General features: G+C 65.3%; 26 protein-coding genes and 1 tRNA gene. 7 read left to right on the top strand and 20 right to left on the bottom strand.

Translation table 11 applies throughout. The features are described from left to right. The first annotated feature begins 27 nt into the window (after positions 1 to 27). Positions 28 to 540, top strand: coding sequence for a L,D-transpeptidase family protein (locus tag N6L26_RS01445; protein ID WP_263606286.1), 513 nt, complete (start codon positions 28 to 30; stop codon positions 538 to 540). Here N6L26_RS01445 and N6L26_RS01450 read toward each other — a convergent pair. Together N6L26_RS01450 and N6L26_RS01455 are read right to left on the bottom strand one after the other, a co-directional pair. Continuing rightward, on the bottom strand, positions 537 to 911 hold the full coding sequence (locus N6L26_RS01450; RefSeq protein WP_263606287.1) for a DUF6768 family protein: 375 nt from the start codon (positions 909 to 911) through the stop codon (positions 537 to 539). The genes N6L26_RS01445 and N6L26_RS01450 overlap by 4 nt on opposite strands. Continuing rightward, positions 908 to 1462, bottom strand: a complete 555-nt coding sequence (locus tag N6L26_RS01455) for an RNA polymerase sigma factor (RefSeq protein ID WP_263606288.1) — start codon at positions 1460 to 1462, stop codon at positions 908 to 910. The genes N6L26_RS01450 and N6L26_RS01455 overlap by 4 nt, the downstream gene beginning before the upstream one ends. A 124-nt stretch (positions 1463 to 1586) precedes the next feature. On the opposite strand from N6L26_RS01455, the gene N6L26_RS01460 reads away from it, so the two are divergent. Then, entirely contained in the window at positions 1587 to 2558 is a 972-nt protein-coding gene (locus N6L26_RS01460; RefSeq protein WP_263606289.1) for a MarR family winged helix-turn-helix transcriptional regulator, read from the top strand. Here the strand turns inward: N6L26_RS01460 and N6L26_RS01465 are convergent. The 4 genes from N6L26_RS01465 to argH form a co-directional block, all read right to left on the bottom strand. Then, positions 2555 to 3322, bottom strand: coding sequence for a bifunctional precorrin-2 dehydrogenase/sirohydrochlorin ferrochelatase (locus tag N6L26_RS01465; RefSeq protein WP_263606290.1), 768 nt, complete (start codon positions 3320 to 3322; stop codon positions 2555 to 2557). The genes N6L26_RS01460 and N6L26_RS01465 overlap by 4 nt on opposite strands. A gap of 12 nt (positions 3323 to 3334) precedes the next feature. Next, positions 3335 to 4597, bottom strand: a complete 1263-nt coding sequence (lysA, locus tag N6L26_RS01470; RefSeq protein ID WP_263606291.1) for a diaminopimelate decarboxylase — start codon at positions 4595 to 4597, stop codon at positions 3335 to 3337. A 62-nt stretch (positions 4598 to 4659) separates the two neighbouring features. Next, positions 4660 to 4896, bottom strand: a complete 237-nt coding sequence (locus N6L26_RS01475; RefSeq protein ID WP_263606292.1) for a hypothetical protein — start codon at positions 4894 to 4896, stop codon at positions 4660 to 4662. Next, on the bottom strand, positions 4896 to 6233 hold the full coding sequence (argH, locus tag N6L26_RS01480; RefSeq protein WP_263606293.1) for an argininosuccinate lyase: 1338 nt from the start codon (positions 6231 to 6233) through the stop codon (positions 4896 to 4898). Before argH ends, N6L26_RS01475 begins: the two co-directional genes overlap by 1 nt. A gap of 55 nt (positions 6234 to 6288) precedes the next feature. On the opposite strand from argH, the gene N6L26_RS01485 reads away from it, so the two are divergent. Further along, entirely contained in the window at positions 6289 to 6846 is a 558-nt protein-coding gene (locus tag N6L26_RS01485) for a TlpA disulfide reductase family protein (RefSeq protein ID WP_318173611.1), read from the top strand. On the opposite strand, the gene N6L26_RS01490 is transcribed toward N6L26_RS01485, so the two are convergent. Together N6L26_RS01490 and N6L26_RS01495 are read right to left on the bottom strand one after the other, a co-directional pair. After that, complete coding sequence (locus N6L26_RS01490) at positions 6789 to 8069, bottom strand: FAD-dependent oxidoreductase (protein ID WP_263606294.1); 1281 nt, start codon at positions 8067 to 8069, stop codon at positions 6789 to 6791. The genes N6L26_RS01485 and N6L26_RS01490 overlap by 58 nt on opposite strands. 59 nt (positions 8070 to 8128) lie before the next feature. Then, positions 8129 to 8204 (bottom strand) — tRNA-Val (locus tag N6L26_RS01495). An 87-nt stretch (positions 8205 to 8291) separates the two neighbouring features. On the opposite strand from N6L26_RS01495, the gene N6L26_RS01500 reads away from it, so the two are divergent. Beyond that, positions 8292 to 9266, top strand: a complete 975-nt coding sequence (locus N6L26_RS01500; protein ID WP_263606295.1) for an asparaginase — start codon at positions 8292 to 8294, stop codon at positions 9264 to 9266. A 152-nt stretch (positions 9267 to 9418) separates the two neighbouring features. On the opposite strand, the gene N6L26_RS01505 is transcribed toward N6L26_RS01500, so the two are convergent. The 4 genes from N6L26_RS01505 to fmt all read right to left on the bottom strand — a co-directional run bounded on the left by N6L26_RS01505 (position 9419) and on the right by fmt (position 12793). Next, a complete protein-coding gene (locus N6L26_RS01505; protein WP_263606296.1) occupies positions 9419 to 10531 on the bottom strand; it encodes a zinc-binding dehydrogenase in 1113 nt (370 codons plus the stop codon). Positions 10532 to 10612: 81 nt separating this feature from the next. Beyond that, positions 10613 to 10993, bottom strand: a complete 381-nt coding sequence (locus tag N6L26_RS01510) for a hypothetical protein (protein WP_263606297.1) — start codon at positions 10991 to 10993, stop codon at positions 10613 to 10615. A gap of 2 nt (positions 10994 to 10995) precedes the next feature. Then, the gene (truA, locus tag N6L26_RS01515) at positions 10996 to 11763 is read right to left on the bottom strand and encodes a tRNA pseudouridine(38-40) synthase TruA (protein ID WP_263606298.1); all 768 of its coding nucleotides are present in this window, start codon (positions 11761 to 11763) and stop codon (positions 10996 to 10998) included. A 121-nt stretch (positions 11764 to 11884) separates the two neighbouring features. Beyond that, a complete protein-coding gene (fmt, locus tag N6L26_RS01520; protein WP_263606299.1) occupies positions 11885 to 12793 on the bottom strand; it encodes a methionyl-tRNA formyltransferase in 909 nt (302 codons plus the stop codon). A 52-nt stretch (positions 12794 to 12845) separates the two neighbouring features. On the opposite strand from fmt, the gene recR reads away from it, so the two are divergent. The 3 genes from recR (at position 12846) to N6L26_RS01535 (ending at position 15832) form a co-directional block, all read left to right on the top strand. After that, positions 12846 to 13442 (top strand): recombination mediator RecR, encoded by a 597-nt coding sequence (recR, locus tag N6L26_RS01525; protein WP_263606300.1) that lies wholly within the window; start codon positions 12846 to 12848, stop codon positions 13440 to 13442. 200 nt (positions 13443 to 13642) lie between these two features. Then, entirely contained in the window at positions 13643 to 14209 is a 567-nt protein-coding gene (locus N6L26_RS01530; RefSeq protein ID WP_263606301.1) for a peptide deformylase, read from the top strand. Between the two features lie 171 nt (positions 14210 to 14380). Then, positions 14381 to 15832 carry a DNA recombination protein RmuC gene (locus tag N6L26_RS01535; protein WP_263606302.1) on the top strand — a complete coding sequence of 484 codons (1452 nt, stop codon included), beginning with the start codon at positions 14381 to 14383 and terminating at the stop codon, positions 15830 to 15832. Between the two features lie 9 nt (positions 15833 to 15841). Here the strand turns inward: N6L26_RS01535 and N6L26_RS01540 are convergent, their stop codons facing one another. The 8 genes from N6L26_RS01540 to N6L26_RS01575 form a co-directional block, all read right to left on the bottom strand. Continuing rightward, positions 15842 to 16804 carry an acyltransferase family protein gene (locus N6L26_RS01540; protein ID WP_263606303.1) on the bottom strand — a complete coding sequence of 321 codons (963 nt, stop codon included), beginning with the start codon at positions 16802 to 16804 and terminating at the stop codon, positions 15842 to 15844. 72 nt (positions 16805 to 16876) lie between these two features. Then, positions 16877 to 17680, bottom strand: a complete 804-nt coding sequence (locus tag N6L26_RS01545; RefSeq protein WP_263606304.1) for a TrmH family RNA methyltransferase — start codon at positions 17678 to 17680, stop codon at positions 16877 to 16879. A 1-nt stretch (position 17681) separates the two neighbouring features. After that, on the bottom strand, positions 17682 to 17960 hold the full coding sequence (locus N6L26_RS01550; RefSeq protein WP_263606305.1) for an HPr family phosphocarrier protein: 279 nt from the start codon (positions 17958 to 17960) through the stop codon (positions 17682 to 17684). Beyond that, positions 17957 to 18382, bottom strand: coding sequence for a PTS sugar transporter subunit IIA (locus tag N6L26_RS01555; RefSeq protein WP_253517932.1), 426 nt, complete (start codon positions 18380 to 18382; stop codon positions 17957 to 17959). Before N6L26_RS01555 ends, N6L26_RS01550 begins: the two co-directional genes overlap by 4 nt. 71 nt (positions 18383 to 18453) lie before the next feature. Further along, entirely contained in the window at positions 18454 to 19350 is an 897-nt protein-coding gene (gene rapZ / locus N6L26_RS01560) for an RNase adapter RapZ (protein ID WP_263606306.1), read from the bottom strand. 11 nt (positions 19351 to 19361) lie between these two features. Further along, positions 19362 to 19802, bottom strand: a complete 441-nt coding sequence (locus N6L26_RS01565) for an HPr kinase/phosphorylase (protein ID WP_263606307.1) — start codon at positions 19800 to 19802, stop codon at positions 19362 to 19364. 2 nt (positions 19803 to 19804) lie between these two features. Continuing rightward, a complete protein-coding gene (locus tag N6L26_RS01570; RefSeq protein ID WP_263606308.1) occupies positions 19805 to 21370 on the bottom strand; it encodes a sensor histidine kinase in 1566 nt (521 codons plus the stop codon). 17 nt (positions 21371 to 21387) lie between these two features. Then, positions 21388 to 22143: a response regulator transcription factor gene (locus N6L26_RS01575; RefSeq protein ID WP_318173612.1), complete on the bottom strand. Its 756-nt coding sequence runs from the start codon at positions 22141 to 22143 to the stop codon at positions 21388 to 21390. Positions 22144 to 22237: the final 94 nt, after the last annotated feature.

Raw genomic sequence — 22237 nt, forward strand, 5'->3', positions numbered from 1 at the left:
GGAAATCCGCGCTATGGTGGCGACACCATGCGCGTTCTCGCCGCCTTCCTCGCTGCCCTGTTTGCCGCCGCCGCGCTGCCGGTTTCGACGGCGGAGGCGCAGCAGGCGCGGCCGGGTGAGCGGGCCGATTTCGTCCTGATCGACAAGTCCGAGCGCACGCTGTGGGTCTATCAGGGCGGTCGCGCGATCCGCACCTATTCGGGCCTGCAATATGGCGATGCGCCGCAAGGCCACAAACGCTTCCAGGGTGACGAACGCACACCCGAGGGGCGGTATAGGATTACCTACGGCAATGAGCAGTCGAGCTATTATCTCAGCCTGCACATCGATTATCCCAATGCGCGCGACCGTGCCTATGCGCGTTCGCGCGGGCGGTCGCCGGGCGGGCTGATCTTCCTCCACGGCCAGCCCAACGGCCTGCCTTACGAAACGCGGATTCCCGGCGACTGGACCGATGGCTGCATCGCGCTGTCGAACGCGGAGATCGCCGAGCTGTGGAGCCTGATCCCCGATGGCACGCCGATCGAGATCCGTCCCTAGCCGCGCTTTTCCTCCAGCATTGCGACCTGCAGCTGGAGCCGCTTCACTTGCGCCAGCAACGTCAGCATGTTCATTCGCGCGAACATCCATTCCTTGAGGAAGCCCTGCATCACCAGCAGTGCGATACAGGTCAGTCCCCAGCCAACCAGCGCCTCGATGCTTGCGAAGGTCAGCGCGCGGTAGAAGGAATAGGCGAGCGCCACGCCGATCACGATTGCGGTGGCAAAGCTCACTTTGGCCCAGCCGCCCAGCGGACCGCGCATGCTGTCGCCGATTTGCTGGAACATCCCGCGGTCGGGATCGAGCGCGGCGAGGAAAGCTTCGTCATCCGCGTCGAGCGCGCCGCGGATACGGGTGTCGATATCGGTCATGTGTCGTCTCCGGATAGGGCCGCCTTCAGCTTACGGCGGGCATGAAAGAGGCGCGTCTTGGCGGTACCCAGCGGCACCTCCTGCACCTCGGCGATTTCGGCGAGGGTCAGCCCCTCGACGAAGAACAATTGCGCGGCGAGCCGCTGGTCCGCCGGCAGCGCGGCGAAGGCCTGCCGAATGGCCAGCGCGTCATCCGCCGCAGCGGGAAGCACGGGTTCGTCCTCGCTTTCGCCCCGGCGCGTGCGGTCGGCCTGCATCCGCCGGATCCGATCGGCGCAGCGCCGGCGCAGGATGCCGAAGGCCCAGGGGGCAAACCGCGCCGGGTCGCGCAAACCCGCAATATTGCGCAGGATCGACAGCCATGCCTCCTGCACCGCCACCAGCGCCGCTTCGTCATCGCCAAGCAAGCGGCGCGCGGTTCGTGCCAGCCGCGGCTGCCAGCGGATCGCCAACCGTTCGCCCGCGCGCCGGTCGCCCTTCTGCACCAGCGTGACGAGCAGCTCGTCATAGAGCCGCCCGGTATCGGGTGATGAGGCTTCGTTAGCTGCCATGATCCGATAGTCGCAGCAGCAGCGCGAAAGGTTCAATCGTGATGTGGAATTTTTCCCGCCTTCTTGACGTGATCCACATTTGTTCTCATCCTGTTCCCGTATTCCAGCGAAGGAGGGCGAGTCGATGGCGGCGAATTTCGATTATGAACCGGTGCGCGATGCCGCCGGGTGCCAGCTGGCGGTGACCGTGCTCGCCGACCGCGCGCATATCCGCGCCGAAATGCGCGAGGATGCGGCCGCGGCGGGATTCCGCATACGCGAATGCTGCAGTCTCGAGGAATATGCGCAGGGGCCGCTCGGCGCGCTGGGCGATCTTGTGCTGGTCGATTGCGCGGAAGCGAGCGCGGATGCGCTGGCGCTGCTGTCGCGGCTCGACATGCGCGGGGGGAAGGCAGGCGCGCAGCTTGTGGTCTCCACCACCATGGGTGCGCTCGACAGCGTGTTCGGCTGTTTCTCGATGTCGGCACCGCAAATCCTCGTCGATCCGGGCCGTGCCGAGCGCATCATCGCGATCGGCCGCGTGCTGGCGCGGGTGCCCAATCTGCGCCTGCGCGAAATGGGCGAGGAAGACCGGCTGATGCTGCTCCGCCTGACCGAGCAGGTTGGGCAGATCGCCGAACGGCTCGAACAATTGTCCCCCGGACAGCGCGAAGGCGGCGGTGCGTTCCGCTTCGAATCGCCCGCACCTGCGTGGCGCGGGGAGGGAGAAGACTACAAAGTCGCGCAAGACGGAACCGATCGCCCGCGTCTTCCCGAGGCGGCGGTGCTGCGCAAGCTGATCAAGGCGCGCCAGCTGCGGATGCGTTTCCTCGATGCCGAGCTGTTTGCCGATCCGGCGTGGGATATCCTGCTCGATCTCGCCGCTGCGCGGGCCGAGCGGCAGCAGGTCTGCGTTACCTCGCTATGTATCGCCGCCGGGGTGCCCGCGACCACCGCCCTGCGCTGGATCGGGCAGATGGTCGATGCCGATCTGCTGGTGCGCGTATCCGATCCGCATGACCGCCGCCGCGCCTATATCGCGCTGGCGGACAATACGGCCGATGCATTGGCGCGTTATTTCGCGGCAGTCGGCGCGACCGAACTCGCGGTCGTCTAACCGCGCCGCAACAATACGGTCAGCCCGCTCGCGGGTGGCTCTGAAGGAAGCGGCTGGCGCACCGCATCGGCGCGCGCGCGGACCAGTATCGCTTCGGCAATCGCGGGATCGTGCAGCACTGTATCGGCCTGGCCCAGCGCGCGTGCCTGCCGGATGGTCAAATCTTCGGGGTCGTCGCTGGTGAGCGTGAATTCGAGCACGCGCTTCTCTTCGGCGGCTGTCTTGCCCTCCAGCCATGTCTCCACCGCGTCCGCGCTGCCGGGTTCGAACGGATCGAGTGCGCCACCTTCCTGAAGCGCGGCATCTATCGCGCGCCGCCGGCTGTCGCCATCGGGATAGCGCCCGCGGATCCGCTCGCGCGCCGCGCTCAGCGCACTGGCCAGCGCGCCCAGCGATTGCGGCAGGATCGCTTCGAGCCGCAGCCGCAAGTGCTTTGCCAGTCCGGCAGAGGCACCGCCCGTGCTCACCGCCACCAGCACCGGGTCGCGGTCGAGCAGGCTGGGAAGGGTAAAATCGCACAATTCGGGCCGGTCGGCGACATTGACCAGCAGACCCGCGCGCTTGAGCCGCAGTGCCGCGGCCTCGGCCGCACGGGGGTTATCCAGCGCGACGAAGGCCAGCGCCGCATGATGCGCTTCGGTTTCGGTACAGGGAATTCCGCCCGCGCGTTCGACTAGCCGCGCTTTCGCGCCCGCCATGTCGCCATCGCCGACCACCACGACGCGCCGCCCGGCGATCCGGTGGAACAGCGGCAGGCTATGCATCGCGGTATCGAATCAGTCGAGCCATTCGGGCACGCGTTCGGCATCCATGATCGCGCTGGCGGCGATCCGGTCGGCGACCACTGCATAGCGATCGCCATCGACCAGCGTTTCCGCCACGAAGCCGCGTGAATTGTAAGACGAAGCCATCGTCGCGCCATAGGCGCCGGCAGTGCGGAACACCGCCAGATCGCCCGCCACCAGCGCATCGCAATCGCGGTCCATCGCGAAGGTATCGCCGGTTTCGCAGATCGGCCCGACGATATGCGCGGTCATCCGCTCGCCGCTGGGTTCGACCGCATCGAAATCGTGCCACGCGCCGTACATGGCGGGGCGCGCAAGATCGTTCATCGCCGCATCCACCACCACGAAAGGCGGGCCGTTGCCGCTGCGCTTGGCGCGGATCACCCGGGTCAGCAGCACGCCGGCATTGCCCGCGATCACGCGGCCCGGCTCGAACGCGAGGCGGACGTCCCAATCCTTCGTGACGCGCGCGACCATGGCGCCATATTCGGCCGGGGAGGGCAGTTCTTCGCCCGCCTTATAGGGTACGCCCAGCCCGCCGCCGAGATCGGCGTGGGTGACAGTGCAGCCGCGCGCGCGCAACTCTGCGATCAGCGCGCCGACCTTGCCGAAGGCGGTCTCGAGCGGCTCGAGCGTCGACAGCTGGCTGCCGATATGCACCGCCACGCCGCGCATATCGAGACCGTCCTCTTCGGCCAGACGGGCATAGATTTCCGCCGCCCGGTCGAGCGGTACACCGAACTTGTTCTCGCGCTTGCCGGTCGAGATTTTCTCATGCGTGCGCGCATCGACATCGGGATTGACGCGCAGAGCGCAGGCGGCGCGCTTGCCGTGCCGTGCCGCGATGGCGGCAAGCTCGTAGCCCTCTTCCTCGCTCTCGATGTTGAACTGGCCGATGTCCGTATCGAGCCCCTGAAGCAGCTCGGCATGGGTCTTGCCGACGCCCGAGAAAACGATGTCCTCGGGCTTCATCCCCGCGGCCAGCGCGCGGGTCAGCTCGCCGCCCGAAACGACGTCGGCACCGTAACCTTCATTGGCCAGTATCTTGAGCACGGCGAGGTTGGGATTGGATTTCACCGCAAAGGCGATATGCGGGTCTTTGAGCTTGCCGAGCGCCTCGCGGAACACGCGCGCATGCCGTTCCAGCGTCGCGCGCGAATAGATATAGACCGGCGTCCCGACCTCTTCGGCAATACGCGGCAGCGGCACGCCCTCGGCATGCAATACGCCGTCTCTCAGCTCAAAATGATCCATGGGCACCGCCTCTGCCCAAAGCCCCGCTGCATGTCGAGCAAGGCTTGCTTGCGGTGTTGAAATTACTCGGGCGGAAGCTCGAAAGGGTCATCCTCGCGTTCTTCCGAACGGGTGCGCAATTCCACGCTGCGGTCGGGCGCGGCAGTGGGTTCGAGCGCGAGCAATTCGTCCGCTGTCGGCTGCACCGCCGCGCCATAGGGCGCGGGCGGGAGGGCGGTCCCTTCGACCGGCTGAAGCGCCGATTTCTGCCCGCAGGCGCCGAGCATCACGAAAGCGGCAAGGGCGACCCGTTTGCGCATCAAACCTCCATGCCGAGACGCTGTTTCGCCGCGGCTACCTGCTGCCTTACGCGAACCGGCGCGGTCCCGCCATAGGATGCGCGCGCGGCCACCGAGGCATCGACCGACAGCGCATCGAACACGCGCGCGTCGATGCGGCGGTCGATCCGCTGGAGATCATCGATCGACAATCCGTCGAGCGCGACGCCCTGCTCGTCCGCCAGCTTGACCGCGGCGCCCGTGATATGGTGCGCTTCGCGGAAGGGAATGTCCGCCTGCCGCACCAGCCAGTCGGCCAGATCGGTCGCGGTGGCGTGGCCCGCTTCGGCGGCCTTGCGCATCCGGGCGGTCTCGAATCCGCTATCGGCGACCATGCCCGCCATCGCGGCAAGGCTCAAATCGATCAGCCCCGCGGCTTCGAACACCGGCGGCTTGTCGTCCTGCATGTCCTTGGAATAGGCGAGCGGCAGGCCCTTCATCGTCACCATCAGCGCGGTCGCACAGCCGATCACCCGCCCCGCGTGCCCGCGCACCAGTTCGGCGGCATCGGGATTGCGTTTTTGCGGCATGATCGAACTGCCGGTCGACAGCGTGTCGGGCAGTTTGACGAAGCCGAAGGGCTGGCTCGCCCAGATGATGAATTCCTCGGCCAGCCGGCTGAGATGGAGCGCGCACTGGCTCGCCGCCATGAGGTAATCGAGCGCGAAATCCCGGTCCGACACGGCATCGAGGCTGTTGCGCGTGGGCTGCGCGAAGCCGAGCGCCTCGGCGGTCATGTCGCGGTCGAGGTCGAAGCCGGTGCCCGCCAGCGCAGCCGAGCCCAGCGGGCATTCGTCCATCCGCGCCAGCGCATCGGCGAAGCGCGAGCGGTCGCGCATCAGCATTTCGAAATAGGCGAGCAAATGGTGGCCCAGCGTGACCGGCTGCGCGGTCTGCAGATGGGTGAACCCGGGCATGATGCTGTCGGCATGTTCCTCTGCGCGCGTAATCAGCGCCCCGAGCACCGCCTCGATCCCCGCCATGGCGCGCCGGTTGGCGGTACGCACCCACATGCGGAAATCGGTCGCCACCTGGTCGTTGCGGCTGCGTGCGGTGTGCAGCCGCCCGGCAACCGCGCCGACCACTTCGGTCAGCCGCGCTTCCACGGTCATGTGGATGTCTTCGAGATCCCAATCCTCGGGCACGCCGTCGCGTTCGTACTCCGCCGCGATCTGCTGCAGGCCATTGTCGATCGCCTCGGCATCTGCGCCGCTGACGATGCCCTGCTTCGCAAGCATCGCGACATGCGCGCGGCTGCCTGCGATATCCTCGCGCCACAACGCCTTGTCGAAGGGGATCGAGGCGTTGATTTCGCGCATGATCGCGCTAGGCCCTTCGGCGAACCTGCCGCCCCACATACTGTTGGAGCCTTTTGTGTCCCGATTGTCGTTCACGCTTGCACTCGTCCTCGGCCTTGCTGTCGCGGGCTGCGATAGGGGCGCACCCGATGCGGCGCAAGAAAGCAGCGCTTCATCCGCGCCAACCGCGCAGATCGACCCGAGCGAGGCGGGCACGCCCATGCCTGCGATGATGGTCAGCGATCCGGCAGGGCGCACGCTCAATCTCGGTACGCTGCGCGGGACGCCGGTGCTGCTCAATTTGTGGGCCACCTGGTGCGCGCCCTGCGTCAAGGAAATGCCGCTGCTCGACGCGCTGGCGAGCGAATATGACGGGCGCCTCAGGGTGCTGACGGTCAGCCAGGACATGCAGGGGGCCGCAGTGGTCGAACCGTTTTTCGCGGCGGGCGGCTATGCGAGGCTAGAACCGTGGATGGACCCGGACAATGAACTCGGCTTCACGCTCGGCGGCGGGGTGATGCCGACCACGGTGCTCTACGATGCTACGGGGGAGGAGGTCTGGCGCGTGCAGGGCGATTACGACTGGTCGGGCGAAGAAGCCCGCGCCGCCATCGACGCGGCGATCGCGGAGTAATCGGGTAGGTCGAGCCCCAGAATTGGTAGCGGGAAACCGAACAAACCGCTCATGAGATTTGCCTGCAGCCTGGCCACGGGGCCGAAGCCGGACAGCGGCGCGACGATGCGATCACGTAGCCACGGCCAGAGCGCATCGTCCGACTGGAACAGCGGAGTGAAGGCGTAGGTAATCGCCTGATAGAGATCGACATGGTCGCGCCGCCAGCCGGCCGACAGGCGCAGACCTTGGCGTAAGCAATGCCCTTCGCGCAGGCCGGCAGCGAGGCTCCAGGCATCGAGCAGCGCCATGTTCGCCCCTTGCCCAAGTTGCGGGCTGGCCGAATGCCAGGCATCGCCGATCCGAACGAACCGCTCGCGGTAGGGGCGATGCGCGCTGCGATGCGCATAGCGCGCGAAGGTGAGATCCTCGTGTGAACCGATTCGGTCGAGTAGGAATTCGATTTCGGGCCAAAGTTCGAGGACGTCTGCCTTCCAGCGTTCAATGGGGTTGTTGCACCACTGCGCATGGCCCTTACGCCTGAGCGACCAGAAAAAGGCAGCCTCCTGTGGCAGGCCTTCCCCGCGCGATCCGATCGGTAGCACGCCTGCCATTTGCGATGCGCGGCGATAGCGCTGTTCAAGGAGGTTCTTGGCATAAGGATCGCCCGGCTCGACCGGTATGGTGGCCCACAATGCGCCGAAAGGCAGCAAGCCGTGGTTGTTGCCAAATTCGATACTAGAGGACCAGCCGCTGGCATCGACGACCAAATCGAAGCGGTCCGACAGGCTGCCATCGGCAAACAACAGTCTCCGGGCGGCGCTCACGAGTTTTGTGTCGCGCACTTCGTGCCCGGTCCGGATCGCAATACCGGCCGCCCGCACCTCCTCGTAGAGCACACCGAACAGGCTCGCGCGGTGAATGCCGATACCGAAAGCCTCGCCTTTGCCGAGCTTCGCATAGGGAGCATCGAGCGCGGTGCGGCCATGTTCCTGCATGCCGAAAAGCGCATCGATCCGCGCGCCGCGAGTGGCCGTTGCATGCGCGAGCCCCATCGCATCAAGCACGGCCATGCCCGAGGGCTGCAGCATCAGTCCCGAGCCGAGCGGCTTTGGTTCGTTGAACCTTTCGAAAAGGGTGACGGCATGGCCGTCCGTATTGAGCAGCAATGCCGCTGCGAGCCCTGCCGGACCGCAGCCGATGATCGCGATGTCGTAGGTCTGGCGGATGCCCCTCTCCCGCACCTGATCCCAAGATGCTCAGGCCCTTCGCTTGCGCTCGGGAGTTTCCGCGCTGGCGGAGATGGTGGGCGCTGACGGGCTCGAACCGCCGACCCTCTCGGTGTAAACGAGATGCTCTACCAACTGAGCTAAGCGCCCCCTGTTCATTGGGGTGGATGCGCACATAGCGGCTGTTCCCTGAAAATCAATTGCCGAGAACGTCGCCGGGCCGCTATTCGCCGCGCCATGACCAAGCTTACCGTCCTCGCCACCGGCGGCACGATTGCCGGGATCGCCGGTTCTGCCATCGCGCATGACTATCGGTCGGGCGAGATCGGGATCGAGGATTATCTCGAAAAGGTCGGCGGGCTGGGGCTCGAGGCCGAATTGTCGGGCACGCAAATCGCCAATATCGATTCGGCCGATATCGGGCCGGCGGTGTGGCAGGCCTTGCACACCGCCGCGATGGCCGCGCTGTCGGACCCGGCCTGCGATGGCATCATCGTCACTCACGGCACCGATACGCTGGAGGAAACCGCTTTCCTGCTCGATCTGACGCTGCCGGGGAACAAGCCCGTGGTGGTGGTCGGCGCGATGCGGCCCGCCGATGCGGTGGGCTATGACGGGCTGCGCAATTTTGCCAATGCGGTGCGCGTGGCGAGCGATCCCGATGCCGCGGGGCGCGGGGTGCTGGTGGTGATGGGCGACCGCGTGTTCGGCGCGCGCGACGTCTACAAGGTCCGCACCCGCGGGACCGAGGCGTTTCGCGGTTTTCCTCGCGAATCGGTCGGACTGGTTACGCCCGCTTCGCTCGAATGGTTCGGCGCGCCCTGGCGCAGCGGGACCGAGGCCGCTTTCGTCTGGTCCGATGAGCTGCCCGAGGTGGTGATCCTCTATGTTTATGCCGGTCTGGATGCTGCCGGGCTTTCGCGCCAACTCGCCGAAAGCACGCGCGGTATCGTGGTCGCCGGGGTAGGCGAGGGCAATATGCCCGAGAGCGTTCGGCAGGAACTGGCGCGGCTGGTAGCGCGCGGCGTCTGCGTCGTCCGCGCGAGCCGGGCGGACGAAGGGCTGGTCGATCGCGAGCCCGAGGATGCCGCCAATGGCTTCGTCGCGGCGCGGGCGCTCAACCCGCAAAAGGCGCGTATCCTGCTGCAATTGCTGATCGCCAGCGGCGAGCGCAATCCCGCCGCCATCCAGCGCGCCTTCAACGGGCGTTAAGGCCCCCTCTTCTTAAGAGGAGGGGGTTGGGGGTGGTGGCGACGCGCCAGCGTCGCGCTTGCCGCTATCACCACCCCACTGCGACTAGGCTCGCCTGCGGCTTGCCAAGTCTCGTTGCCCCTCCTCTGAAGAGGAGGGGGCATGTTCGTAGATCAGCCCTGCGGCATCACGAGATATTTCTCGCCGGTCTTCATCTGCCGATAATCGAGGATCGCATCCTTGGTCAGCATGCCTTCGAGATCGACCTTGGTCTTGTAACCGCTGGCGAAGGTGGTGGTGAGGTTGTCGAGCACGCGCTTGCGCATCCGCATCACCGTTTCCATTCCCGCACTCTGCAGGAACGGCGTCAGCAGCCAGCCCGAGAGCGTCCAGCCGAAGCCGTAGCTGGGCGTCAGCGTGGTCGGTCCGAAGTCGAGGCGGCCATAGATGAACATCCGCTTCTGCTGGTTCGAGCCATAGCGCGAATATTCGGTCATCTTGCCGACCGCGACCTGTTCCATCGCCTTGAAGCAGGTGTCGACCATCTTGCCGCCGCCGATCGGATCGAAGCCGTAGAAAGCGTCGGTATCGTCGATCGCCGCCTTGAGCTGATCGAGAAAATCTTCGTCGGAGGAATTCACGACATGCGTCGCGCCCTGGCTCTTTAGCAGCTGGGCCTGCTCGTCCTTGCGCACGATATTGACGAGACCCATGCCGTCCTCGAGGCAGATGCGGTTGAGCATCTGGCCGAGGTTGGACGCTCCGACGGTGTGCAGGATCGCCTTGTGTCCGTCCATCCGGGCGTTCTCGACGAAGCCGAGCGCCGTCATCGGATTGACGAAGCTCGACGCGCCGGCTTCGGCGCTGTGATCGCCAAGCGGCAGGCACATCGCAGCATCGGCAATCGCATATTCGCTGTAGGCGGTGCCGGGTACGCAGGCGACCCGCTGGCCCATCAGCGCCTTGGCCATGTCCGAATCGCCCGTAGCGACGACCGTGCCTGCGCCTTCATTACCCGCGGGCAGGCGCTGGCCATGGCGGGCTTTCTGGCCCGAATTGAACGGCTCGGGCATCTTGGCGACGACCTTGCCGGGCGAATACTCGGCATTCTCGAAATCGGCCGCGCCGGTCAGGATCGCGAGGTCCGACGGGTTGATCGGCGCCGCTTCCATCTTGACCAGCACCTGATTGCCGGTGGGATCGGGAAATTCGCTCTGCGCGATCTCGACGGTCAGCGTACCGTCGCTTTCAAGAGTGGTGAAAAGCTGCTTTCCGGTGGTGGTCATCTACATTCTCCCAATTCGATTCTCGACCGATTGCGCCTATCGCTAGGCGCGCTCGTGGCGCTTGGCTAGGGTGACGTTGGGTCAAGCATCGGTCGCCTTTTCCCGCGTGAGTTCTGCCATCACGATCATGATCGCCCAGACACCAAGTGTGGGCTGGAGTTGCGGGACCTCCGCGCGCGCCACTCCAGCGAATTCGAGCAGGAACGGTAGGAACACGATACTGGCTGCCGTCACTAATGCGTAAAACAGCGTATATTCGGTTGATCCGAGATAGAGGATCATCACCACAACGAAGGCGCTGATAAACAGAAGACCTGCGAAATCGAGTGGCGGAAGGCCCTCGGCGCCGGCGAGGACGAATCCCAAGACCGCGCCAAAAACAATATTTATTCCATTGATATTGGCGCGATACTCGCGCTCGGTAATTCTGAAGCTTAGTGGGATTTTGTACCACTTTGCCATGTTTAGTCCCCTGCGTCCGTGCCGTAGCTGGCGCTTACGAAATACAGGCCATGCGGGGGGGCATTCAATCCCAATTCCTGTCGGTCGCGCGCGGCCAGCGCTTCGGCCATGCGCTCCTCGGGCCAGCGATCCATGCCGACCAGCGCGAGGCAGCCGACCATCGAACGAACCTGATGATGCAGGAAGCTACGCGCTGCGGCATGCACGCGCACTTCCGCGCCCATGGGCGTCGCCACCTGCTCGACATCGAGCCGGTCGAGCGTCTTCACCGGGCTGTCCGACTGGCAATGGACCGAACGGAAAGTGGTGAAATCGTGCAGGCCGACCAGCGCCTGCGCCGCGCGGTGCATGGCCTGCACGTCGAGTTCCTGTGGCACCTGCCACAGGCGGCCGCGTTCCAGCGTCAGCGGCGCGCGGCGGTTGGCGATGCGATAGACATAGGACCGACCGGTGCAGGAAAAGCGCGCATGCCAGTCGTCGGGGACGATCGCGCAATGCGTCACCGCGACGGGATCGGGGCGGAGGTGCGCATTGAGCGCCTCCATCAGGCGGTAAGGCTTGATGTCCTTCTCAACGTCCAGATGGCTGCGCATCGCGATCGCATGCACGCCCGCATCGGTCCGGCCGGCGCTGTGCAGCCGCACCTCCTCGCCCAGCACACGATAGGCCGCTTCCTCGACCGCCTGCTGGACGCTCGGACCGTCCTTCTGTCGCTGGAGGCCGAAAAAGGGGGTCCCGTCGAATTCGAGAGTTAGCGCGAAACGGGTCATCGGCGGACCATTCTCCCTACACCCGTCATTCCCGCGCAGGCGACAATCCAGCTGACGATCGCGGCAGCCGAGAAGGTATCTGGACCCCCGCCTGCGCGGGGGTGACGGACAAGGTCGGCAGTCATTCGAGGATCGTGCTCGGCACCACTGCATTGCCGCGCAGGAAGGTGTCCCGGTCCATCTTCGGCTTGCCCGCGCGTTGCAGTTCGAGCGGACGGATCGCCCCCTCGCTGCATGCGATCCTCAGCCGATCGTCCAGCACTTCTCCGGGTTTGCCCGATCCTTCGACCATCTCGGCGCGCAAGAGTTTCACCCGCTGGCCATCGAGTTCGAACCATGCCCCGGGAAAGGGCGAGAGACCGTGGACATGCCGGACCACCTCCACCGCTGGACGATCCCAGTCGATCCGCGCCTCGGCCTTGTCGATCTTGGCGGCATAGGTCGCATCGGCATCGTCCTGCGAGACCGGCACGTGGATTTTGAGGTCGCGCAAGGTGCCGACCATCAGTTGCGCGCCGAGTTCGGCCAGTTCCCCGGTTAGCTCGCCTGTGGTCTTGTCCTCGATCGGGGTGCGTGCCATCGCCAGCATCGGACCGGTGTCGAGCCCGGCCTCCATCTGCATGATCGTGACGCCGGTCACATTGTCTCCCGCCATCACCGCGCGGTGGATCGGCGCGGCCCCGCGCCAGTGCGGCAGGATCGAGGCATGGACGTTGAGGCAGCCATGCCGCGGTGCATCGAGGATCGGCTGCGGCAGGATCAGCCCGTAGGCGGCCACAATCGCGATATCTGCATCGAGCGCGGCAAATGCCGTCTGCTCCTCTGCCGGTTTCAGTGACTTGGGATGCCGTACCTCGATCCCCAGATCGCTGGCGCGCTGGTGTACCGGGGTGGGGGTCAGTTCGCGCCCGCGCCGGCCGCCGGGGCGGGGCGGCTGGGTATAGACGCAGACCACCTCATGCGCCGCATCGACCAGCGCCTGCAGCGTCGGCACTGCGAAATCGGGCGTTCCCATGAAGATTATGCGCATGACTGGGCTGGTGGCCTTTCTCTGTTCCGCTGCGGCCCCTATCTGTCGCCCCATGGCATCGCAAGAGATCGAAACCCTCGCCGCGGCACTGGCGCGGCTACCCGGCCTCGGACCGCGTAGCGCACGGCGCGCGGTGCTGTGGTTGGTGAAACGGCGCGAAAGCGCGCTGCCCGCACTGCTCGAAGCGCTGGCCACGGTAGGCGAGGCGCTGGTCGAATGCGAGACCTGCGGCAATGTCGACACTACCAACCCCTGCGGTATCTGCGCCGACCCGCGGCGCGATCCGAAGGCGCTCTGCGTGGTCGAGGATGTCGCCGATCTGTGGGCGCTCGACCGCGCCAAGCTGTTCACCGGCAAATATCACGTGCTGGGCGGAAAGCTGTCCGCGCTCGACGGCGTGCGGCCCGAAGACCTCAATATCGCGCAATTGCTGGCACGCGTGGAGGCGGGCGGGGTGGACGAAATCGTGCTCGCCATGAATGCCACCCTCGAAGGACAGACCACCGCGCATTACCTCGCCGAACGGCTGGAGGAATTCCCGGTCCGCATCACGCAGCTCGCGCATGGCCTGCCGGTGGGCGGCGAACTCGACTATCTCGACGAGGGCACGCTGGCGCAGGCGCTGCGGGCAAGAAGGCCGATGGGGTAGGTTTTTGTCGGCAGCGCCTTCGACCTCCTTCGAAGGCTTGCGGCACCGGCCCACTCCCCCACCCGGCCACCCACGGCACGGTATCTTATGGGTGGCCGGGTGGGGGAGTGGGCCGGTGCCGCCCCAAGCGAAGCGCGGAGGCGCTTCCTGCACGCAACGAACAATTGAAGAATCCGCATAGCGCGACTATCTGGCAACCCATGGCTATCCGTGAAATCCTCGAAGTGCCGGATCCCCGGCTCAAGACCGTGTCCGAACCCGTCACCGAATTCGGCGACGAGCTGAACGAGCTCGTCGCCGACATGTTCGAAACCATGTATGCCGCGCCCGGCATCGGCCTTGCCGCGATCCAGGTCGGCGTGCCCCAGCGCGTGCTGGTGATCGACCTTCAGCCCGAGGATACCGAAGCCGAGCCCGAGCCGTGCGATCACGACGGGCACGAGCATGTGCACTATCCGACGATCAAGGAACCAAGGGTGTTCGTGAACCCGGTAATCCTCGATCCGGCGGAAGACCTCGCCAGCTATCAGGAAGGCTGCCTGTCGGTCCCCGATATCTTCGCCGATGTTGACCGCCCGGCGACCTGCCGCGTGCGCTATCAGGACCTTGAGGGCGAAACGCATGAAGAGGATATGGAAGGCCTGATGGCCACCTGTATCCAGCACGAGATGGACCATCTCGAAGGCATCCTGTTCATCGACCACCTCAGCCGCCTCAAGCGCAACATGGCGCTCAAGAAGCTGAAAAAGCTGCGCGAAGCGGCTTAATCCCCCGCTGCTCCCCCAACCTTGGCGTCATCCCCGCGAAGGCGGGGATCCAGCTAACTTTGCGTTCTTCCGAGAGGTCAGCTGGGCCCCTGCCTGCGCAGGGGCGACGCATGTGTTGATTGTGGCGATGTGCATCTAGCGTTCCCTCTCCGTTCTGCGTAGGATCGCGTCATGGATCCGACCCTTATCGCCATCATCGTGCTCGTCCTTGGCCTTGGGCTGGGATATTTCCTCGGTCACCGCTTGGGCTCCGCGCCGGTCAAGGACTGGCAGGCCCGTCATGGCGAGCGGGATGCGGAGGCGAAGGAACTCGACGCAAAGTTCCGCAAGGCGATCGTCGATCTGGAAAATGCCACGGTCCGCGCCGAGCGCGCCGACGCGCTCGACGGCGAATTGCGCGAGACGCGCCGCCAGCACGAGGCCGTGCTCGAGGAAATGCGCCGCACCAACGGGACGCTCAGCGCCGAGCTTGCGACGCTGAAGGAAAAGACCGCCAATTTCGACGAGCAGAAACGCTTGCTGATCGAAGCGCGCGAGGAAATGCTCAAGGAATTCCAGAACACCGGTTCGGCGGTGCTGACCAAGGCGCAGGATGCGTTTCTCGAGCGCGCGACCGAGCGGCTGGGGCATTCGGAAAAGACCTCCGAAGCCAAGATCCGCGAATTGCTGCAGCCGGTGGGCGACCGGCTCAAGAAATACGAGGACCAGGTCGCCGCGCTGGAGGAAAAGCGCACCAATGCCTTCTCCTCGCTCGCAGCGCAGATCGAACAGATGCGGCTGGGCCAGGAAGAGGTCCGGCGCGAGGCGCAGCGTCTCGGCAATTCCCTGACCAATGCCCCCAAGGCGCGCGGGCGCTGGGGCGAGCGGGCGTTGCAAAACGTGCTCGAGCAATGCGGCCTATCCGAACACACCGATTTCATTCTCGAGCATTCGATCGAGACCGACGAAGGCCGCCTGCGCCCCGATGCGGTGGTCCATGTTCCGGGCCAGAAGAAGCTGGTGATCGACGCCAAGGTTTCGCTGAACGCCTACCAGGCCGCGTTCGAAGCCGATGACGAGAACGAGCGTGTGCGGCATCTCGACCTGCACGCGAAATCGATGCGCGGCCACGTGCAGACTTTGGGATCGAAGAGCTATCAGAGCCAGTTCGACGACACGCCCGATTACGTGGTCATGTTCGTTCCCGGCGAGCATTTCGTTGCCGCTGCGCTGGAGCATGACCCGGAGTTGTGGGACTTCGCGTTTCGCAACAAGGTGCTGCTCGCCACCCCCACCAACCTAGTTGCGATTGCGCGTACCGTTGCACAGGTCTGGCGGCAGGACACAATCGCCCAGGAAGCGGTCGAGATCGGCAAGGCGGGTGCGGAGCTCTACGACCGCCTCGCGGTCGCGGCCGAGCATATGAAACGCGTCGGCGGCGGACTCGAAACCGCGGTCAACAATTATAACAAGTTCGTCGGCAGTTTCGAGCGCAATGTGCTCTCTGCCGGGCGCCGCCTGCATGAAAAGGGTATCGAGATCGGCAAGCGCGAGATCGACGAGGTGCCCCAAGTCGAAGCGACCCCGCGTTACAACGCCGAAGATGCCGCGCAGATTGAGGACGGACGCGAGGCTGCGGAGTAGGGCGCTACTTCAGACGGCGCGCATTGCGGCTGGCTTGGCCCGCGCAAGCCGATTGGCGAGGAACGTCCGGACGGGCTTGTCGTACCATGCATCGAGCGCAAGTGCGGCGGGCACCAGCAGCGCCGCGATAACCAGCCGGGCGAGTGGGTCGTCGGCCAGCGCGATGATCGGCACATGGATGCAATAGAGCGGGTAGGACAGCGCACCCATCCGTCGCCATAGCGGCTGGAACGGCATCTCCATGCGCATACCGAGCCAGACGATTGCGGGCAGGCCGAACAGGATCGCCGCCGTGTCCCACAGCGCGCGGTCGGGTCCGCCGAAATAAGTCATGGCAAGGAGCGCGGCAGGCAGCAGCAATGCCAGCCGGCTGGTGCGCCGGACCGGCGCTGCCTGCGCATGCCAGCGATAGATCAGCATACCCGCGGTGAAGGAGTAGAGCGTACGCGGGACCGCCCATCCGGCCCCGTCCCAATGCGAGCCGAGCTCGCGTGGCCACGGGCCCGACAGGATCGCGAAGGCGAGCAGCAATCCCGAAACCACAGCGACCATCCCCAGCTTGCGGGTCGATAGTCCCACGAGGACCAGCGCGAAGGCGATATTGGCGAGCACTTCGGCGAGCAGTGACCAGAACGGCGGGTTGGTCGGAAACAGGCTCAGTCCCATGACATCTGGGACCAGCAAGAGGATGTTGGGATTGCCGCCATGCAGGATAATGCCGAGCAGGCCGCCGATGAACATCATCGGGTAGAGCCGGGCAAAGCGGGCCTTGGCAAAGGCGCGGAACGCCAGCCCGTCTGCGAACCGCTTTCCAAAGGCCAGCGCGATCACGAAGCCACTGAGGCAGAAGAAGAAATCGACTGCCAGGTAGCCGCCGGGCATGTAACCAAGCGAAACGTGAAACAGCATGACTGCGATAGCCGCAATGCCGCGTAATCCGTCGAGGGAGACAAAGCGATCGGGTGAGGTCATGGGCGGTCGGGCCCGTCAGTAGCGAACTGTGGTTAACATCCCCTTCGTTCGCTGGCGGGCTGCCGCCCGTCTTCAGAGCGTGGCCAGCACCTCATAGCCCAGCACAGCCGCGGCGACGGCGGCGTTGAGACTGTCGGCGCGGCCCTTCATCGGCATTGTCACGCGCAGGTCGCAGGCCATCTCGTATGCCTTGGGCAGGCCGCGGCTTTCATTGCCGACCATGACGAAGCAGGGCGCGGTATAAGGCGCGCCGCGATAGGGTTGCGCGTCGCGCAGGCTGGCGGCGACGAGTTGCCCTGCGCCGCTGCGTAGCCACGGTTCGAATTCCTCCCACCGCGCCTGCGCAATGCGCTGCGTGAACACCGCGCCCATGCTCGCGCGCACCGCCTCGACGCTGAAGGGATCGGCGCAATCGTCGAGCAGGATCACGCCGCCCGCACCGATCGCGTCGCCGGTGCGCAGCATGGTGCCCAGATTGCCCGGGTCGCGGAGCGCCTGCGCAACCAGCCAGATATCGGCGCTGCTGCGATCGAGCGCGGCGAGCGACGTGTCGAATTCGGCGAAGACCCCCGCGACTGCCTGCGGATTGTCCTTGCCGGTGATCTTGGAAAGGATGTCGGGCGTGGTTTCGATGATCTCGCCGCCATCGGCCTCGACCGCGTCCTCCAGCGCCGCCAGCAGCGGGTGCGGCTCGCGTCTGTCGGATAGCACCAGCACTTCGGGCAAATGCCCGCATTCGCGCGCATCGGTCAGCAGCCGAAGCCCTTCGGCCAGGAAGCGGCCCGCGGCCTTGCGGTGCTTCTTTTCGCGCAGCGCGCGTAGGGCCTTGACCGTGGAATTGGAAAAGCCGGTGATTTCGCGGCGGGTCGGGCTCACGTCAGGGTTCCCCGAAGCCATCCTCGACCATGGCCGAAAGCTGCGCCATCACCGCATCCGCATCTTCGCCTGCAACCACAATCTCGATCGTGTCGCCCTTGGCCGCGCCAAGCATCATCAGGCCGAGGATCGAGCCGCCGGCTGCCTCATTGTCGCCCTTCGCCACGCGGACGGTGCAGCCTGCGGGGAGTTCGGCTACCGCATTGACGAACTTCGCGCTCGCCCGGGCGTGGAGCCCGCGCTGGTTGACCACCACAAGACTCTTGCGCAGCTCGTTCAAGACGCTTTCCGTGCGCCTGCGATATCCTGGCCGAGGAATTCGCTGGCGACCGTGATGTAATTGCGTCCGGCGGTCTGCGCGGCGTTGACCGCATCGACCACATTCATGCTCTTGCGCGCGCCCGCGAGGCGGATCAGCATCGGCAGGTTGATCCCGGCGATCACTTCAATGTGGCCCGTATCGAGCAGCGAGATGGCGAGGTTGGAGGGCGTCCCGCCGAACAGGTCGGTCAGGATGATTGCGCCCTGGCCATCGTCGACCGCCTTGATCGCGTCGGCGATGTCGGCGCGGCGCTGCTCCATATCGTCATTGGGACCGATACAAATGGTCGCCACGGCTTCCTGCTTGCCGACGACGTGCTCCATCGCATCGATGAAGTGTTCGGCCAGTTTGCCGTGGGTGACGAGGATCATGCCGATCATGCAGCTTCAGTTCCGTTGCGATGCCCGAAGAATATGCCAGCGTGGCGCTTAATCATTCCTTGCCCCCGGGTCTAGCGGCGCTCGAGCGGATCGGCGGGACGCGAACCGAGGTTACGGTGAATGACCGTGGGCGAAAAGCCAGCCTCACGCAAGACCTCGGCGGCGCGTTCCGCGCTATAGACCGAGCGGTGTCTCCCTCCGGTACAACCGAAGGCGATGTTGAGATAGCTGCGGCCCTGCGTTGCGTAGCGCGGCATGACCTCGAGCAGCAAATCGGTGATCTTGTTGAAAGCGGGGGCGAAGGCCGGATCGGCGGTAATATGGGCGCCCACCGCCTCGTCGAGCCCGGTCTGTTCGCGCAGCTCCTCGATCCAGTGCGGATTGTCGAGAAAGCGCATGTCGAACATCAGATCGGCGAGTGGGGGCATGCCGCGCGCGAAGCCGAAACTGGACACGGTTACCGTCATGCGCGGCTCGGCATCGTCGGCAAAGCGTTCGCGGACAATCTGTTGCAAATGGTTGGTGGAATAATCGGTCGTGTCGATGACGATATCGGCCCAACGGCGCAGCGGTTCGAGCAATTCGCGTTCGGCCTTGATACCGTCCATCGCAGTGCGCCCGCGGGCCATTGGATGCGGTCGGCGCGTCTCGTTGTAACGCCGTTCCAGTTCACCGCTGCCGCAATCGATGAACATGGTGGTCACATCGACCTCGTCCAGCCGGTCGAATTTCTTGAACAGCTCGATGATCTTGTCCGGCGCGAAGCCGCGAGTGCGCGAATCGACCCCGATAGCGAGCCGCGGATTGTCCGCCCCGCCACCAACCACCCGGCCCAGCAGGCGGATGGGGAAATTGTCGATCGTCTCCCAGCCAAGGTCGCCAAGCACCTGAAGCGCGGTCGATTTGCCCGCCCCGGACACACCGGTGACCAGGAGAACGTGCTGCTTGCGAGGCGAATCATCGGCCATGGCGGGGGTGCCTATGCCTTTTCATCGCCTTTGGGGAGGGGAAGCCCGTGCAGTTCCAACGCATATTCGGCGCGCAGTGCCTGCACCGCATCACCGGGAGCAAAAGGCAGCATCGGTATGGCGACACCGTCGATGTCGCGCGCGGGAATGTCCATCGGGAAACGCGGTGCAGCGGGATCGAGCGTGAGCAGCAGCGCGACCGGGCCTTCGGTCACGGGCAGTTCGGCGATACCCACATTGCGGATCTCGATCAGCCCGCAGGTATTGGGCGGCGGTCCGGCAAGCAGCGTGTCGCGATTGCGGATGACGGACACGGCATCGTCTCCCACCAGCGTGGCTCCGCGATCGATCAGCGCCAGTGCGAGCGCCGATTTGCCAGATCCCGGCGGACCCTCGATCAGCAGCACCCGCCCAGCGACCGCCACAGCGGTAATATTGGCGAGCACCGCCATGCTCAGCGCCTGGCCGGAAGGCCCAGGTGCAGGCAGGCTCCGCTTTCGCCATCCATCCGCGAGGTGGCGACCAGCGTACCGTCATGCGCCTCGGCGATGGTCCGCGCGATCGCGAGGCCAAGGCCCGAATGATTGCCAAAATCTTCTTCCGCCGGGCGGTCCGAATGGAAGCGCCGGAAGACCTTCTCGCGCTTTTTCTCGGGGATGCCGGGACCCTCGTCGCAGATTGTCAGTGTGATCCAGTCGTCGCGGCGGCTGAGGTCGGCCCAGATGCAGCCCGAAGGCGGTGAAAAGGACACTGCATTGTCGAGCAGGTTCTGGATCACGCGCTCGAGCCGTACCGGCACGCCCATGACCCGCGCTGGCCGATCCGCGCCCGAGATTTCGAGCGTGCGGCCCTCGTTCTCGTCGCGCGCCTCGCGGCTTTCGACGATGGTGCAGAGCAATTGCGCCAGGTCGACGGGCTCGAATTCGGTCCGCGACATTTCGGCATCGATGCGGCTGGCGTCCGAGATCTCGGTGACCAGACGGTCGATCCGCCGCACGTCATGCGTGGCGATATCGAGCAATTGCGCGCGCAATTCGGGATCCTCGACCTTGCTCAGCGATTCGGTGGCGCTGCGGAGCGAGGCGAGCGGGTTCTTGATCTCATGCGCGACATCGGCCGCGAAATGTTCGACCGCATCAATCCGCTGCCGCAGCGCGGCGGTCATGTCCGAGATCGAACGCGCGAGCATGCCGATCTCGTCGCGGCGCTGGGGCAGGCGCGGCACTTCGACCTGCCGGTCGCGGCCCTGCCGCACGCGGACTGCCGCATGGACCAGTTCGCGCAAGGGGCGCACGATCGTCTGCGCGAGGAAGAACGACAGCAGGGTCGAAATGACCAGCGCCAGCAGCACGACCAGCGCCACGGTCGAACGGGCTTCGCGGACGCTTTCGGTGATGTCGACCGGGTTGCGCGTCAGCAGCAGCGTATCGCCGTCGAGCCCGACCGGCGCGGCGGCGTTGATTACATGCGTGCCGTCGGGCGCATCGCGCAGGACGATTTGCGTCAGGCTGTCTTCGCGCGCCCGTGTCAGTTCGGGCCAGTCGCCGACATCGTCTGTCTCGGGCTCGACATAGTCGGGCAGGGCAGGGGCACCGACCACCCGGTCGAACCAGCGATCGAGCCGCAGCGCGAAGGCATCCTGGTCGACCTCCTTCGCGCTCGGCAGGACGAAACTGGGCGGAGCAAGCTTGAAACTGTCCGATTCGAGCGTGCCGTCGGGGCTGTAGACCCGCAGGCGCAGGCGTTGCTCCTTGCCGATCTGGATCAGCAATGCTTCCTGCCGTTGCGGGGTTGCGCCGGCCAGCGCTTCGGCGGTGATCTGCGCTTCCACCAGCGCCAGCTTGAACCGCTCGTCGAGCAATTGCTTGCGATAGGCATCGACATAGATGACCCCGCCGCCCAGCAGCACCAGCGGCAGGATGTTGACGAACAGGATGCGGCTGGTGAGCGAGAGCCGCCGCGACCAGCGCTGCTTCTCGATCCGCGGATCGCCTTTGAGGACACTGCCGGTTTCGGACATGGACCGTGTGCCTCGCCTCAGCCTTCGTTGAAGCTGTAGCCTGCACCGTACAGCGTCTCGATGGCGGAGAAGGTGGAATCGACGCTGCGGAACTTGCGGCGCATGCGCTTGATATGGCTGTCGACCGTGCGATCATCGACGAAGACATCGTCGGGATAGGCGGCATCCATCAGCTGGTTGCGGCTCTTGATCACGCCCGGGCGCGCAGCCAGCGCCTCGAGCAGCAGGAATTCGGTCACGGTCAGCGATACCGGCTGTCCGTCCCAGGTCACATGGTGGCGCGCCGGGTCCATGAACAAGCGCCCGCGTTCGACCAGCTCGCCCGGCTTGTCGTCGAACTGCTCGGACAGCAGCAGTGGATGGTCACCCCCGCTGCGCCGCAGGATCGCGCGGATGCGCGCCAGCAGCAGGCGCAGGCTGAACGGCTTGGCGATGTAATCGTCCGCGCCCATTTCCAAGCCGGCCTGCTCATCGGTTTCATCGTCCTTGCTGGTCAGGAAGATCACCGGCAGCGGCGAGTGTTCGCGCAGGCGGCGGAGCAGCTCCATCCCATCCATCTTGGGCATTTTGATATCGAAGATGGCAAGGTCGGGCGGATTGGACAGCAGCGCGCCCAGCGCCGCCTCGCCGTCCGAGTAAACGCGTGTGGCGAATCCTTCGGCCTGCAACGCGATCGACACGGTGGTAAGGATATTGCGGTCGTCATCGACCAGCGCGATGACCGTGCGGTTCGTCTCGCCCTGCGGCATCGCCTCTGCGCCCATGTGCTCCATGCCCCGATGACTAGCCGCAATGCCGCGGCAAAACAACGCAGGCTGTCGCCTGCCGCGCACTTATCGGCAGTCAGCCGTTTGACGGCGGGTGGCA

Source organism: Qipengyuania sp. SS22 (assembly GCF_025736935.1).
Taxonomy (GTDB): Bacteria; Pseudomonadota; Alphaproteobacteria; order Sphingomonadales; family Sphingomonadaceae; genus Qipengyuania.

Coding starts and splice junctions, on each gene's coding strand:
- N6L26_RS01500 (WP_263606295.1), top strand. CDS start 8,292: ATGACCAAGCTTACCGTCCTCGCCACCGGCGGCACGATTGCCGGGATC.
- N6L26_RS01465 (WP_263606290.1), bottom strand. CDS start 3,322: ATGCATAGCCTGCCGCTGTTCCACCGGATCGCCGGGCGGCGCGTCGTG.
- N6L26_RS01575 (WP_318173612.1), bottom strand. CDS start 22,143: ATGGAGCACATGGGCGCAGAGGCGATGCCGCAGGGCGAGACGAACCGC.
- N6L26_RS01460 (WP_263606289.1), top strand. CDS start 1,587: ATGGCGGCGAATTTCGATTATGAACCGGTGCGCGATGCCGCCGGGTGC.
- fmt (WP_263606299.1), bottom strand. CDS start 12,793: ATGCGCATAATCTTCATGGGAACGCCCGATTTCGCAGTGCCGACGCTG.
- N6L26_RS01475 (WP_263606292.1), bottom strand. CDS start 4,896: ATGCGCAAACGGGTCGCCCTTGCCGCTTTCGTGATGCTCGGCGCCTGC.
- N6L26_RS01555 (WP_253517932.1), bottom strand. CDS start 18,382: ATGATCGGCATGATCCTCGTCACCCACGGCAAACTGGCCGAACACTTC.
- N6L26_RS01445 (WP_263606286.1), top strand. CDS start 28: ATGCGCGTTCTCGCCGCCTTCCTCGCTGCCCTGTTTGCCGCCGCCGCG.
- lysA (WP_263606291.1), bottom strand. CDS start 4,597: ATGGATCATTTTGAGCTGAGAGACGGCGTATTGCATGCCGAGGGCGTG.
- N6L26_RS01570 (WP_263606308.1), bottom strand. CDS start 21,370: ATGTCCGAAACCGGCAGTGTCCTCAAAGGCGATCCGCGGATCGAGAAG.
- rapZ (WP_263606306.1), bottom strand. CDS start 19,350: ATGGCCGATGATTCGCCTCGCAAGCAGCACGTTCTCCTGGTCACCGGT.
- N6L26_RS01530 (WP_263606301.1), top strand. CDS start 13,643: ATGGCTATCCGTGAAATCCTCGAAGTGCCGGATCCCCGGCTCAAGACC.
- N6L26_RS01510 (WP_263606297.1), bottom strand. CDS start 10,993: ATGGCAAAGTGGTACAAAATCCCACTAAGCTTCAGAATTACCGAGCGC.
- N6L26_RS01455 (WP_263606288.1), bottom strand. CDS start 1,462: ATGGCAGCTAACGAAGCCTCATCACCCGATACCGGGCGGCTCTATGAC.
- recR (WP_263606300.1), top strand. CDS start 12,846: ATGGCATCGCAAGAGATCGAAACCCTCGCCGCGGCACTGGCGCGGCTA.
- truA (WP_263606298.1), bottom strand. CDS start 11,763: ATGACCCGTTTCGCGCTAACTCTCGAATTCGACGGGACCCCCTTTTTC.
- argH (WP_263606293.1), bottom strand. CDS start 6,233: ATGCGCGAAATCAACGCCTCGATCCCCTTCGACAAGGCGTTGTGGCGC.
- N6L26_RS01535 (WP_263606302.1), top strand. CDS start 14,381: ATGGATCCGACCCTTATCGCCATCATCGTGCTCGTCCTTGGCCTTGGG.
- N6L26_RS01505 (WP_263606296.1), bottom strand. CDS start 10,531: ATGACCACCACCGGAAAGCAGCTTTTCACCACTCTTGAAAGCGACGGT.
- N6L26_RS01540 (WP_263606303.1), bottom strand. CDS start 16,804: ATGACCTCACCCGATCGCTTTGTCTCCCTCGACGGATTACGCGGCATT.
- N6L26_RS01565 (WP_263606307.1), bottom strand. CDS start 19,802: ATGGCGGTGCTCGCCAATATTACCGCTGTGGCGGTCGCTGGGCGGGTG.
- N6L26_RS01450 (WP_263606287.1), bottom strand. CDS start 911: ATGACCGATATCGACACCCGTATCCGCGGCGCGCTCGACGCGGATGAC.